15 protein-coding genes are annotated in these 12,683 nt (G+C 68.2%); 10 read left to right on the top strand and 5 right to left on the bottom strand.

What is annotated here, in order from left to right; all coding sequences use genetic code 11:
* Positions 1 to 60: 60 nt before the first annotated feature.
* Together cuyA and EP26_RS22235 are read right to left on the bottom strand one after the other, a co-directional pair.
* Positions 61 to 1,077, bottom strand: a complete 1,017-nt coding sequence (gene cuyA / locus EP26_RS22240) for a D-cysteate sulfo-lyase (RefSeq protein WP_043342016.1) — start codon at positions 1,075 to 1,077, stop codon at positions 61 to 63.
* A gap of 86 nt (positions 1,078 to 1,163) precedes the next feature.
* Complete coding sequence (locus EP26_RS22235; protein WP_043342014.1) at positions 1,164 to 2,156, bottom strand: aspartate-semialdehyde dehydrogenase; 993 nt, start codon at positions 2,154 to 2,156, stop codon at positions 1,164 to 1,166.
* A gap of 150 nt (positions 2,157 to 2,306) precedes the next feature.
* Between EP26_RS22235 and EP26_RS22230 the strand changes: the two genes are divergently transcribed.
* Entirely contained in the window at positions 2,307 to 3,878 is a 1,572-nt protein-coding gene (locus EP26_RS22230; protein ID WP_043342043.1) for a lysine--tRNA ligase, read from the top strand.
* Complete coding sequence (locus EP26_RS22225; RefSeq protein WP_043342012.1) at positions 3,878 to 5,803, top strand: lysylphosphatidylglycerol synthase domain-containing protein; 1,926 nt, start codon at positions 3,878 to 3,880, stop codon at positions 5,801 to 5,803. The genes EP26_RS22230 and EP26_RS22225 overlap by 1 nt, the downstream gene beginning before the upstream one ends.
* Positions 5,804 to 5,813: 10 nt before the next feature.
* Here EP26_RS22225 and EP26_RS22220 read toward each other — a convergent pair whose 3' ends face one another.
* Positions 5,814 to 6,458, bottom strand: a complete 645-nt coding sequence (locus EP26_RS22220) for a S24 family peptidase (protein ID WP_043342010.1) — start codon at positions 6,456 to 6,458, stop codon at positions 5,814 to 5,816.
* Between the two features lie 170 nt (positions 6,459 to 6,628).
* Between EP26_RS22220 and EP26_RS22215 the strand changes: the two genes are divergently transcribed.
* From EP26_RS22215 to EP26_RS22190, 6 genes are all read left to right on the top strand, one after another.
* A complete protein-coding gene (locus EP26_RS22215) occupies positions 6,629 to 7,057 on the top strand; it encodes a hypothetical protein (protein WP_043342009.1) in 429 nt (142 codons plus the stop codon).
* Complete coding sequence (locus EP26_RS22210; RefSeq protein WP_052389527.1) at positions 7,054 to 7,494, top strand: hypothetical protein; 441 nt, start codon at positions 7,054 to 7,056, stop codon at positions 7,492 to 7,494. Before EP26_RS22215 ends, EP26_RS22210 begins: the two co-directional genes overlap by 4 nt.
* A 145-nt stretch (positions 7,495 to 7,639) precedes the next feature.
* On the top strand, positions 7,640 to 7,861 hold the full coding sequence (locus tag EP26_RS22205) for a hypothetical protein (protein WP_043342007.1): 222 nt from the start codon (positions 7,640 to 7,642) through the stop codon (positions 7,859 to 7,861).
* A 5-nt stretch (positions 7,862 to 7,866) separates the two neighbouring features.
* Entirely contained in the window at positions 7,867 to 8,532 is a 666-nt protein-coding gene (locus EP26_RS22200; protein WP_043342005.1) for a portal protein, read from the top strand.
* Between the two features lie 506 nt (positions 8,533 to 9,038).
* Positions 9,039 to 9,323, top strand: a complete 285-nt coding sequence (locus EP26_RS22195; protein ID WP_043342004.1) for a hypothetical protein — start codon at positions 9,039 to 9,041, stop codon at positions 9,321 to 9,323.
* Positions 9,324 to 9,326: 3 nt separating this feature from the next.
* Positions 9,327 to 9,830, top strand: coding sequence for a hypothetical protein (locus EP26_RS22190; protein WP_043342003.1), 504 nt, complete (start codon positions 9,327 to 9,329; stop codon positions 9,828 to 9,830).
* Positions 9,831 to 9,932: 102 nt separating this feature from the next.
* Here EP26_RS22190 and EP26_RS22185 read toward each other — a convergent pair whose 3' ends face one another.
* Positions 9,933 to 10,322, bottom strand: a complete 390-nt coding sequence (locus EP26_RS22185) for a helix-turn-helix transcriptional regulator (RefSeq protein WP_043342001.1) — start codon at positions 10,320 to 10,322, stop codon at positions 9,933 to 9,935.
* 308 nt (positions 10,323 to 10,630) lie between these two features.
* Between EP26_RS22185 and EP26_RS22180 the strand changes: the two genes are divergently transcribed.
* Both EP26_RS22180 and EP26_RS22175 read left to right on the top strand, forming a co-directional pair.
* Positions 10,631 to 11,107 carry a hypothetical protein gene (locus EP26_RS22180; RefSeq protein WP_157033681.1) on the top strand — a complete coding sequence of 159 codons (477 nt, stop codon included), beginning with the start codon at positions 10,631 to 10,633 and terminating at the stop codon, positions 11,105 to 11,107.
* Positions 11,107 to 12,360: a hypothetical protein gene (locus EP26_RS22175; RefSeq protein WP_043341999.1), complete on the top strand. Its 1,254-nt coding sequence runs from the start codon at positions 11,107 to 11,109 to the stop codon at positions 12,358 to 12,360. Before EP26_RS22180 ends, EP26_RS22175 begins: the two co-directional genes overlap by 1 nt.
* A 1-nt stretch (position 12,361) precedes the next feature.
* Here the strand turns inward: EP26_RS22175 and EP26_RS22170 are convergent.
* Positions 12,362 to 12,683, bottom strand: a 322-nt coding sequence (locus EP26_RS22170; protein WP_043341997.1) for an IS630 family transposase, incomplete at its 5' end; no start/stop codon positions are given.

The following is a 12,683-nucleotide window of genomic DNA, read 5'->3' as shown; positions in this document are numbered from 1 at the left end:
CCCGCGCCGGGTCTTTAGAACTCCCCGCAAAACCGCTTCGCAGTTTTGCGGGGACCCCGATTAGGCGGCGATGTCGCCGGGCAGTCCGAAGGCCTCCGGATAGCCGAAAAGCCCGGCTTGGCCGCCGGTATGCAGGAAGACGACGTTCTGGTCCTTGGTGAATTGGCCCTTCTGGATCAGGTCGATCAGCCCGGCCATGCCCTTCCCGGAATAGACCGGGTCGAGGAGGATGCCCTCCTTCTGCGCCACCAGCTTCACCGCCTCGACCATGCCCTCGGTCGGGATGCCGTAGCCCTGGCCGACATAGTCGCAATTGGCGACGACATGCTCTGGCTTGATGAGTCCTGGCAGGCCGAGATGGGCGGCGGTGCGTTCGGCCAGAGCCAGGACATTCGCCTCCTGCTTCGGCTTCGGCGCGCGGACGCCGATGCCGAGCACCGGGATGCCGCTGTTCAGCGCGACAAGGCCGGCGACCAGCCCCGCCTGGGTGCCGGCCGAGCCGGTGGCATGGACGAGATGGTCGATGCGCAGCCCCATCTCCGCCGCCTGGGCCACCAGCTCCAGCGCCGCGTTGACATAGCCCAGCGCGCCGACCGGGTTGGAGCCGCCGCCCGGGATGACGTAGGGCTTGCGCCCCTTGTCCCGGAGATCGGTGGCGACGGCTTCCATCTCCGCCTGCATGTCGACGCCGCCGGGGCGGCGGGCGACCTGGGCGCCGTGCAGCTTGTCCATCAGCACGTTGCCGGACTGGGTATAGGCCGGGTCGGTGGAGCCAGTGCGGTCCTCAAGCAGGATCAGGCAGTCGAGGCCGAGCTTGGCCGCCGCGGCGGCGGTCTGCCGGGCATGGTTCGACTGGGTGGCGCCCTGGGTGATCAGCATGTCGGCACCCTGGGCCTGGGCGTCGGCGCAGAGGAATTCCAGCTTCCGCGTCTTGTTGCCGCCGGTGGAGAGGCCGGTGCAGTCGTCCCGCTTGATCCAGAGCTTCGGCCCGCCGAGGTGGCGGGAGAGGGATTCCATTGGCTCCAGCGGCGTCGGCATGTGGCCGAGACGGATGCGCGGGAAGCGGGCGAGGTTCATGCGGGGCGTGTCCTTGGCTGGCCGTGTTCAGCCAAGGCTAGCCGGGTTCGCTGGCGGGGACGAGGGTGTCCGTCCCCGCCTTCAGGTCAGCGCAGCCGCTCGGCGATCTGCACCGCGTTCAGCGCCGCGCCCTTCAGCAGCTGGTCGCCGCAGAGGAAGAGGTCGAGGCCGCAATCGCCGAAGACCGGGTTGGCGCGGATGCGGCCGGCCTCGACATCGTCCTGGCCGGTGGCGGTGATCGGCATCGGGTAGAGCTGGGCCGCGGGGTCGTCCACCACCTTCACCCCGGCGGCCTTCGCCAGCACGGCGCGGGCGGCCTCGGGCGTCACCGGCCGCTCGGTCTCGATCGTCACCGCCTCGGCATGGACGCGGAAGGTCGGGATGCGGACGGCGGTGCAGGAGATCAGCAGGTCCGGCAGGCCCATGATCTTCCGGCTCTCCCAGGCGACCTTCATCTCCTCGCGCGTGTAGGCGTTCGGCTGGAAGCTGTCGATCTGGGGGATGACGTTGAAGGCGAGGGGGTGGGCGAAGACCTCATGCCCGGCCGGGCCGCCCTCCAGCAGCACCCGGCGCGTCTCGCGCTCCAACTCGGCCATGCCCTCGGCGCCGGCGCCGCTGGCCGCTTGGTAGGTGGAGACGATGACGCGCTTGAGGCCGAAGGCCTGGCGCAGCGGCTCCAGCGCCACAACCAGGATGGCGGTGGTGCAGTTGGGGTTGGCGATCAGCCGATGGTTGCCGATGGCTGAGGCATTCACCTCCGGCACCACCAGCGGCACGTCCTGCTCCAGCCGGAAGGCGGAGGAATTGTCCACCACCGCGACGCCCGCCTCGGCCAGGGCACGCGCATGGGCCTTGGCGAAGTCGCCGGAGACGGCGAGCAGGGCGAGGTCCAGGCCGCGGGCGGCCTCGAGGCTATAGGCCTCGATGGTGACCTCGCCGAAGGGCGTTTTCTGTTTGATGCCGGCGCTGCGGGTCGAGGCGAAGAGGCGCAGTTCCGTCACGGGGAAGCGCCGCTTGGCCAGCACCTCTACCAATTCCTTGCCGACCGCGCCCGTGGCTCCGATCACGCCAACCCGCATGGCACCTTTCACTCCTGTGCAACCTTGCCCGCTTAGCGCAGGGGAGTTGCCAATTCTACAAGGACTTGGCCTCGTGCCATGCCGGTCAGCCATGCAAGAGGCGCGGTGTCCTGCGTTGACCGCATCGCCGCCCCCTGCCATCTGCCCTGCATGAGCGCCGATCCATCCCTCCGCACCGTCAAGGCCTGGCCCTTCGAGGAAGCCACCAAGGTCGCCGACCGGCTGGCCGCGGCGCCGAAACCGGAGGGCGGCGCCCTCTTCGAGACCGGCTACGGGCCGTCCGGCCTGCCGCATATCGGCACCTTCGGCGAGGTGGCGCGCACGACCTGGGTGCGGCGCGCCTTCGAGCGGATGACCGGGCTGCCCGCCCGGCTGCTGGCCTTCTCGGACGACATGGACGCGCTGCGGAAGGTGCCGGACAACGTGCCGAACAAGGAGATGCTCACCGGGCATCTCGGCCGGCCACTGACCGCCATCCCGGACCCCTTCGGCACGCATGACAGTTTCGGGGCGCACAACAACGCCCGGCTGCAGGCCTTCCTCGACGCCTTCGGCTTCGACTACGAATTCGCCTCCTCGACCGAGTATTACCGGGGTGGGCGCTTCGATGCGGCGCTGCTGCGCATGGCGGAGCGGCATGAGGAGGTGAGGGGGGTCATCCTGCCGACCCTCGGCCCCGACCGCCGCGCCACCTACTCGCCCTTCCTGCCGATCCATCCGGAGACCGGCCTCGTCATGCAGGTGCCGATGGAGGAGGTCCGCCCGGCCGAGGACCTGCTGGTCTGGATCGATCCCGACACCGGCAAGCGCCACGGCACCCGCATCACCGGCGGCCATTGCAAGGCGCAGTGGAAGGCCGATTGGGCGCTGCGCTGGTACGCGCTCGGCGTCGACTACGAGATGTCGGGCAAGGACCTGATCGACAGCGTGAAGCTGTCCGGCCAGATCTGCCGCGTTCTCGGCGGACAGCCGCCGGTCGGCTTCACCTACGAGCTCTTCCTCGACGAGAATGGCGGGAAGATCAGCAAGTCCAAGGGCAACGGCCTGACCATCGACGAATGGCTGCGCTACGCCCCGCCGGAGAGCCTGGCGCAGTTCATGTACGGTCAGCCGCAGCGGGCGAAGCGGCTCTATTTCGACGTCATCCCCCGCGCGGTGGACGACTACCTCGCCAATCTGGAGAAGCTGAAAGCCACCCCCGACGGCGCCAACCCCGCCTGGCATATCCATAACGGCAGCAGCAATGACCCGGGCTCGCCCATCTCCTTCGCCATGCTGCTGAACCTCGCCAGCGTGGTGAATGCGGAGGGGTCGGACATCCTCTGGGGCTTCATCGGCCGCTACGCGCCAGGCGTCACCGCTGAGAGCCACCCGATGCTCGCCCGCCTCGCCGAGCATGCCGTCGCCTACTACCGGGACTTCGTCGCGCCGCAGAAGCGCCACCGGGCGCCGAGCGCGGTGGAGCGCAGCGCGCTGGAGGATCTGCTGGCCGCGCTGCGCGCCCTGCCGGCCGAGAGCGATGCCGAGGCGATCCAGGCGCTGCTCTACGAGGTCGGCAAGCGGCATGAATTCGCCAGCCTGCGCGACTGGTTCTCCTGCCTCTACCAAGTGCTGCTCGGCCAGCAGGAGGGGCCGCGCTTCGGCGGCTTCGTCGCCCTCTACGGCATCCCGGGCACGATCGGGCTGATCGAATCGGCATTGGCGCGGGAGATTGCAGCCTAGTGTCCGGAACGCTGGCCTGGCTCCGCCGGCATGGGGCGACGGTGTTCGGCCTCGTGCTGCTCGTCGGTGCGCTCTATGTGGTGCAGAAGGAATTCCGCGGCCTCTCGGTCGCGGAAATCCGCGAGGCGATGGGCAAGCTCACGGTCGGCGCCCTCTGGATGGCGGGCGGCCTCACCGTGGTCGCCTATCTGGTGCTCGCGGCCTACGACAAATTGGGGTCGCGCTATGCCGGGCGGCCGGTCTCCTGGCCGAAATCCCTGCTCGCCTCCTTCTGCGGCTATTCGCTGGCGCACAATCTCGGCTTCGCCGCGGTGTCGGGGGCTGCGGTGCGCTACCGGCTCTACTCCGCTTGGGGGCTGACGCCGCTCGAGATCGCCAAGGTGGTCGGCTTCACCAGCCTCACCTTCGGCCTGGGCGGCATGGCGCTCGGCGGCCTCGTACTGATGTTCGAGCCGGAGGTGGTGCCCTTCTTCGGCAGCACCATGCCGCGCTGGGCCTTGCAGGCGCTGGCGCTGCCGCTCTGGGGCATCGTCGGCACCTATGTGGTGCTGAGCCGCTTCCGGCGGCATGTCCGTATCCTCAAATACGAGATCGACCTGCCGAGCCCGCGCATGGCGCTGATGCAGACGCTGCTCGCCACCGTCGACGTGGCGATGACGGCGGCGATCTTCTACACGCTGCTGCCGCAGGCGGAGGGGCTGACCTTCCTCCGCTTTGTCGGCATCTATCTCGCCTCCTACGCGGTCGGCATCGCGGCCAGCGTGCCGGGCGGGCTTGGCGTCTTCGACGGCGCCATACTGCTCGGCCTGCAACCCTACATGCCGGCGCCGGAGGTGGTGGGCGCGCTGCTGGTCTTCCGGCTCTACTACTACATCATTCCGCTTTTCATCGCCGGCGGGTTATTCGTCTCCTTCGAACTCGGCCAGCGGCGGGCGGTGCTGCAGCGGATGAGCGCCTTCGGGCGGGGGACGGATGCGCTGGAGGTGCCGGCCATCGCCTCGCTGGTCGCGCTGGCGGGCGCCCTGCTGGTCTTCCTCGGCGCGCTGCCGACCAAGGGCACGATCCTCGAGGAATGGGCGGGGCATGTCGCCGCGCTCGCCTCGCATTTCGCCGCCTCGGTCGTCGGCTCGCTGCTGCTGGTGATGGCCTATGGGCTGCTGCGGCGGCTGACCATCGCCTGGGGCTTCACCCTCTTCCTGCTGGCGAACGGCGCCGGCATCGCCTGGCTCCGGGGCGAGGCCTGGTGGCTCTGGGGCGCCTTCCTGCTGCTCGGCGTGCTGGTGGCGGCGCTGCGTCAGGCCTTCTACCGCGACAGCCGGCTGGCCCGCGAGCCGCTCTCGCCCCAGGCCCTGGTGCCGCTGCTGGCGGTGACGGCTTCCGGCATCACCCTCGCCCTCATCGCCTATGGCGGAAGGGTAGCGGATGAGAGCTGGTGGACGGTGGCGATGTCGCCGCTGGCGCCGGACAGCCTGCGCTTCACCGTGGGACTCACCGGCGTGCTGCTGCTCTTCGCCATGGTGCGGCTGTTGCGTCCCGCGCGGTTCCGCCCGCTGGACTGGGAGCCTGGGGTGCGGTCGCGGCTCGCCTCGCTCGGCGCCCTGGCTCCGGCCGAGGCGGATGGCGCCGTCTTCGGCGAGGCGGAGCGGGCAGGCTTCGCCTTCCTCAAGCGGGACGGCGTCTGGCTGGCGCTCGGCGACCCGGCGGGGGACCGGCGGGACGCCATCTCCGCCATCTGGCGCTTCCGCGACCTGTGCGAGCGCGCAGGCGTCGACCCGGCCTTCTGGCGCGTGGGGCCCGACTTTCTGCGGGTCTATGGCGATATCGGCTTGGTTGCCGTTTCGCTGGGCGAAGGGCCGCGCTACCTCGCGCTGCGGGCGGAGCGTGACCTGGTAGAGCTCAGGGAGCTGCTGCCGCGCGAGGCGTGATGCCTCGCCGCTACTGGCTGCTCCAGACGATCCGGTGCATCCAGTTCAGCTCGGCGAGGTCGAAGGTGTAATCCGGATGCGCCGGATTCAGGCTGCGCAGGTCGACGCGCCGGGCCGATTGCCGCTTCAACTCCTTCGCCATCACCTCGCCCTTCTGGGTGCGGACCACCACGCGGTCGCCGCGGCGGATGGGGGCGCCAGGGGAGACGATGACCATGTCGCCGTCGCGGAAGACCGGCTCCATGCTCTCGCCGGAGATCTCCAGCGCATAGGCATGCGGGTCGCCGATATCGGGCAGGCCGATCTCGTCCCAGCCGCCGCCGACCGGGAAGCCGCCATCGTCGAAATAGCCTTCACCACCGGCCTGGGCGAGGCCGATCAGCGGAATGCGCCGGCCGAGCGCGCCGCGGGCGCGGGGCAGGGCGACCATGCCGGTGACGAGCGAGGCGAAATCCGCCATGCCGGTGCCGGTGGCGGCGAGGACCTTGGCAAGGCTTTCGGTGGAGGGCCAGCGGGCGCGGCCATCGGCGCCGATGCGCTTAGAGGGGTTGAAGGCGGTGGCGTCGAGCCCGGCCTTGCGGGCGAGACCTGACGCGGAGAGTCCGTTCTCGGCGGCCAGCGCGTCGAGCGCGCGCCAGATCTCCTCATGGGTCACGGCGCGACCTCCGCCTTGCGACCAGATATGGGGTGTCTCATGGGCATAACATCCTAGGTCTTGGGACTAAGATCAATAGGCGAATTTTCCTTTATTTTCCCTTGCGATCCATCCCGGTCAGGCCTTACGTTCCCGAAATGTTCCAAAAGGAACAGAGAGGACAATCCCCGATGCCGACCCCCCAGCCCAGCCGCGCCCCCGGCCGCCTCGTAGAAGCCCGCGAGCAGCCTTTCCACAGCGTTGAGGAGGCCTGGTTCTGGACCATGTCTGCGCTCATCGCCCGCCATGACGGCGCGCGCATCGTCTCCGGCGCCGGCCTCGTCGCCCGCCCCTGCGAGCCCGACGACGTGATCCGCTGCCTCGACCGGCTCTACCGCCAGCGCCGCATCGATCTCCAGCACGCCCGCATCATGCGCATTTGGGGCGAGCGGGGCGAGGCGCCCGACCCAACCCGGCCGCGCGAGGCCGGCGACTGGCGGCTGTGGAACGAGGCGATGCGCCGGCTCGACTGGCCGCTGCGGGTGAAGGGAATCGTCACCGGTCCTTTGCCTGTCAGCAAACCCGCCGACATCCTCGGTTTCCCGGGCGCCGGCGCGTGATCCGCGCGGCGCATCGGCGGGTGCCGGCGCAACAGGTCTACATCGTCTTCGGCGATGGCGCGGACCAGCCCTGGCTGCGCCTGTTGCGGCCGGGCTTCCGCCATTGCTTCGCCGCACTTGCCGACGAGACCGGTTGGACGGTGCTCGACCCGCTGACCGGACGGTTGGTGGTGTCGCGCCTCGGCCTGCCGCTGGGCTTCGACCTGCCGGGCTTCTACCGGCGGGCGGGGCTGCTGGTGCTCGGTCCCTTCCTGCCCGGCGAGCCGCGCGCGCGGCGCCTGCCGCCGCTCGCGCCCTATTCCTGCGTGGCGCTGTGCCGGGCCGTGCTGGGCGGCGATGCGCCCTTCGCGGTGACGCCGCTGGGTTTGTTTCGATCATTGAATAAAATGCCTGGTGATAGGAAAAGTATCTTGACGCTCGCGTCGGCTGCGGAGTAGAACATTCCTCGTCAACGGGCGATCTGCGCCCGCTGGCCTCCTCCCGATCCTCCCGACTTCCACGGGCCTGGTCCTCACCGACCGGGCCCGTGGCCTTTTCGGGCCCCGGATCGCTCCCGCACTCCCAGAACCCGAGGTGACGCGCATGGGTGGCCTGTTCCGTGCCCCGAAGCCGGTGATCGTCGCGCCGCCCCCGGCGCCCGCGCCGGTGACCGTGGCGCCAACCCCAGTCCAGGCCCAGCAGGCCGCGCAGGTCGAGTCGCAGGCCCGCTCGCGGCGCGGCCTGGAGGGCACCATCGCCACCTCCGACCGCGGCGTGCTGGCGCCGCTGCCGGCGGTGGCCCGCAAATCCCTGCTCGGGGAGTAGCGCCGATGACCGCCGAGGAAATCCTCGCCCGCCACCAGGCCGCGCTCGATCGCCGCCGCCCGCTGGAGCCGGTCTGGCAGGATTGCTACGCCCATGTGCTTCCTCCCATCGGCCAGGGCGGCGCCCTGTTCGACGCGACGGCGGCGGATGCGGCCGAGCAGCTCGCCGCCTCGCTGCTCGCCGAGCTGACCCCGCCCTGGTCACGCTGGTTCGGCCTCTCCCCCGCCCGGCCCTTCGCCGAGGGTGAGGCCGGCCGCGCCATGGCCGAGGCGCTGGAGGATGCCGCCGCGACACTGCAGGGGCATTTCGACTTCCGCATATGTGAACAACCATTTATCGAGAGGAAGCTGCAGCGTGGCTTTCCCCACACGATAAGAAGCAAAGTTCATCGAGAGCGCCGAACCTGCCGCACGTCTCGATACGTTATTCCCTCAGCAGGCCCGTACAGCCCGGCCTCACTAGCGACCCCACAGCTGCCCGTACTCGGTGGGGGCTCTGCCCCCACGCCGCCGCGAACGCGGCGGCTTCCCCCGGGATACAAAGCACAAAAACCGGGATCGGCAGCGTCATGCGTAGGACGCTTCGAAGGCGCGTCGGCCTTCAGCTTTTTTCCCTTGACCCGCATCGCGTGCTTGGTGGAACGTTGGCAGGCGGACCCCGGGGACGGATAGGCCGCGCACGGAAACCTGAGGCGTCGCCGGTTCGTCCGGCGGCGCCTCTTTCGCTTGCGGATGATTCAAAAGTTTCCGAGTCGCGCGATGCTCCAGAGTTTCGGCGGCTAAAGTGGGGCGACAGCTAGGCTGCAGGCGAAGGTCGACACGGCGCACGCGAGTCGCAGTCCGAGCGCTCCTTGCACGAAGTCATGTCCGGTCTCAGCAAACAGAAGTGCCATATAACCCGATAGCGGGACCAGCGGCCGTCCGCACCAATCCATTTTTGAATGGCGGACAGGCGGCCCTTGCAGGCCGCGGCTGCGGAGGATCGCGGTTTTGCCGGGCAGCGAGCACGAAGGCCGACCCGTGCTTTCTGCAGCATTATGAGCGCGGGAGCGCCACAAGGATTTACGCTCCAGAACACCGGTGGGATAGCCCAGCAGAAATCCCGGCTTCCCGAACTTAAAGTGGGCTCCATTCCCCCTCGTTCCCGGTCACCTTGGTTGCAGGTCAAGGAGGCCAGCATGGAACACGACGCCGCCCAAACCCCGGCGCGCCTGCGCCTCCACTGCGTCCGGTTCGCCGACACGCCCGCCGCAACTTGGGAGGCAGCCATGACCTTGCTGGCGCAGGCGGTAACCCTAGCTGGCGTTCGCCTGCCAGCATTGGACGGGCACCTGGAGCGTCAGGACGCGATGAAGCTCATGGCAGCTTTGGCCGAACTGGGCGGCCAAGTGCCGAGAACCTCGAAGCCGAAGTTGGATGGTGCCGAACCCGTCGGCGTCGGCGCCACGCTCGAGTCCCGGTGACGCATGTCAGTCCTGACGAGTGACGACCTGCTCCGCCCCGCCCTCATCCTTCTGGCTTACGACAATGAGGACTCGGCAGGTGACCTCCAGACCTTCCGCAGCGTTCTCGACGAGGCCTACGCCGCCGCTCGAGTAGTCTTCCCGGTCGTGCGCATCGATGTCCGGCTCTGGACACCTGAAAACGAGGCATGCGCAATTGGGCTTGGCATTACTGTCGGAGACTGGCATCGAGATGACGCTGAACCAGGAGTCGTTGTCATCGACGCCGAGGGAGCCTCTTGGGGTTGCCCCAAGGGCGTGAGCGCGAATTCGACGATGGGCACCTTCGTCGGTCTCGCAGCAAGCATCGTCGCGGCGCGGCTGATGTGTGACGACGCGCTCGGCGACGCGATGCTCGCCCGAGTGCTTGCTGCAACCCGGACGGTCCTCGAAGCCTGCGGTTTGGACCCGAGACACTCCAACAGGCAGATCCCGCGTCTATGCCAGCGTAAATCAGCGATCTGGTGATCCACGACGCCTCTGAACAGCACGATTCTCCGCTACGCTAAGTGCCTTGAGCAAGCCGATGCGTCACCGATGCTCACGCAGGTGTCGCCCTGGCCGCAGCTTCTATGCTGTGCCCTGCGTCCTGCGAGTGGCGCTTGGCACCAGCGGTGACTTGTTCCCGCGTTCGGCGTCTCCTTCAGCTGCCTCCCGCGTCGACTTTGCTTTCTCCTCGGCACGGTTTGCGGCAGCCTGAGCGATGCCCAGCCGCTCCGCCTCGGAACCCTTCGTCACAAGCACGCCCCAGGCCACCTGCTCGGTTTCCGGGACCAAGTTAATACCGCGCGCCTTCAGTGCGTCCACCAGCGCGAGCACAGTCGATAGTCTGGGGTCCGATCGCCCCTGCTCGATGGCCTGCAAGACGCTGACGGCAATCCCCGCGGCGGCGGCGAGCTCAGGCTGGCTCATCCCGGCCAGGACACGGGCGGCTACGAGTACGCGGGGCGAGCGAAGCATGCGAGGTCGCGTCCGCAGGTGGGATGCCGAGCTTTGACAACATACGACAGCGGCGACCAGCCCCGGCTATCCTAGTCAACATAAAGGACCGGATAACCGGTTTCAGAAACCGGCAAACCGGTTGTCAATCCAGATTGGACGCCCTAAGTTTGTCGCCGACAGCGAAGGCCGGAGACGCACGTCATGGGCGAATCGGGGGCAGCGCCATGAGCGGGAGGCACCGGGACGACGGGTCCTCTCCTAAGGTGTCGTGTGATGGCAGTCGGCGAGGCGCACCCGCGCGGCTCTGGCAACCGCCTGACGACGGCATGAGGCCCGACGCCGCTTGGGTGCCCAATGGTCTCATGGACCCCTGGTGTCTGGTGGAGCTTGCCGACGGCTCCGAGGCCCTGTTCGGCTTCGCGGTCGAGCACGCGGGGACCGGCGGCCTGTCATGGGTCCTGAGCACGCCGGTCGTCTGGCTCGACGCGGCAGTTGGGCGGGCCGAAACCACAAGCGGAAGGCGGTACGCGCTGGGCCGCGAGGTCACCGCCGACACCTTGCCGACGATCGAGGCAAGGATTGCGTTCGCCTTCCTGGTGTCGCCTCACAGCCCGGCTGCCATCCCGCTGCCGCCGGTCTCAGCGGATCTGGTCACGGCCGCGATGTGGTTGTCGGCGTGCAAGATGGCCCGGCACCTCAGGCTTGAGGCGCCGCCGCTCGAGGATTCGGCCGCGGTCACGCATTTCCTTGAGACCAATATCGAGCAGTACAGACTGCTGCGCGATGGGCAGGGGCCATCCTGATGCGTCCGGAACTCCAGCAACTCCTGCGATCGCGGTTCCCAATCCTCTACGAGCATCCTCTCGGGCGACCCGAAGAGGATTCGACTCCCTTCAAACCCGAAATCGGCGACGGCTGGTTTGCCATTCTCTTGGCGCTCTCTGGCGTGCTCGATCGGCACGTCGGCGCGGCCGGTCTGGACCGCCTCCAGGTAGTGCGGATCCAGTCGCTCCCGCGTGGTGGCCTGCACTGCTATGTCATCGGCCAGGACAATTTCGTGCGCGGGGCGGTGAACGCCGCCTTTCACATGAGCCTTGCCGTGAGCTCTCTTTCGGGCAGGCCTGGCAGGCCGATGGTCAACAGTGATGGTGAAACCTTCATCCTCGCTCCCGACGAGGTGGATGGCCATAAGCCTGCTCCGGCCCGCTTCCTCGAACCTTATCGTGCGCCCATCGGCGCAGGTCGCCCGCAAGCGCTCAACCTGCTTGGGCGCCGGTGGAGCTGCCTCGTAAGCAAGGATATTGATGTCCCTGCAGGGTGGGTAGACGTGGCCGACGTCGTCCTCTCGGCGTTCTCCGACAAGCCCGAGCAGTTTGACCGCATCCAGGCATGGCATGACGGTGCCGTGGGCCAGCTTGTCGTGGGCTGGGACCCCGTGCGGGGAACGGCATCCCAGGCTGGCGCAGTCGCCTTCGCGGTCAGCATGGCAGCGCTTGTCGATCCAGTCACGGGCGCCAGTGGACCGGTCGACAACGAGGGGGCGCCCGAGTGGTGGCGGCACCCGAACGGTGCCAGCGCCGCGCCGCCGGTCCCCTGGGGAATCTACGACAGTGATGGCGACTGGCACTCGCGCGAGGATCTGGTCGCGGGCCCCATTGATAAGCATTCGTCAATAGGCGCCCTGGTCAGCGCCACCCATTGGGAAACCGGCGGGCTGCAGATCAGCCTGAAGCCCAGTGTTGCCCAGGTAATGCGCCAGATGGCCAGTAAGGACGGCGCCGACGGATGCGCGGCAATGCTCGCCAAGTTCCTCAAGATATTGTCTGTCATGCCGAGGCAAGCGCTCGTGGACAAGCGCGACGGTAACACGCAAGCGGTGGACCGTGGACCTGGAGCCATCAACGCCGAAGCCGACCTCACTATCCGCATGCACGCGTCGGCGGCGCGTGCCCAGCTCATCACCGCAGCGGCGGCTGCCCGCGGCACCGCGCGCGAGGAGAGCCTGCAAGCTGCTTACTGGGCCGTGAGCGCGGTCTTGGACAGCCTAGTGCACTGACTCAAACGGAAGGTGCAGGAAGCCTGGCCAGCGTGCCGAGGATGGTGTCGGCAGGCCTGGTCCAGGCGAATGGCTTGGCCTTCTTGTTGTGGTCGCGGATGTAATGGGTGATGGCGTCCTGCAGGTCGGGGACTGACTGAAAGACGCCGCGGCGGATGCGCCTGCGTGTGATGGCCGAGAAGAAGCCCTCGACGGCGTTGATCCAGGACGCCGATGTCGGCGTGAAGTGGAAGACCCAGCGCGGATGATCAGCCAACCACTGCCGGACCTTTGGGTGCTTGTGGGTGGCGTAGTTGTCAAGGATGGCGTGGATCACCTTGCCG

Source organism: Belnapia moabensis DSM 16746, assembly GCF_000745835.1.
GTDB lineage: Bacteria > Pseudomonadota > Alphaproteobacteria > Acetobacterales > Acetobacteraceae > Belnapia > Belnapia moabensis.
Note: the sequence above shows the minus strand (reverse complement) of the source record. Positions and strands in the feature narration are given on the sequence as shown.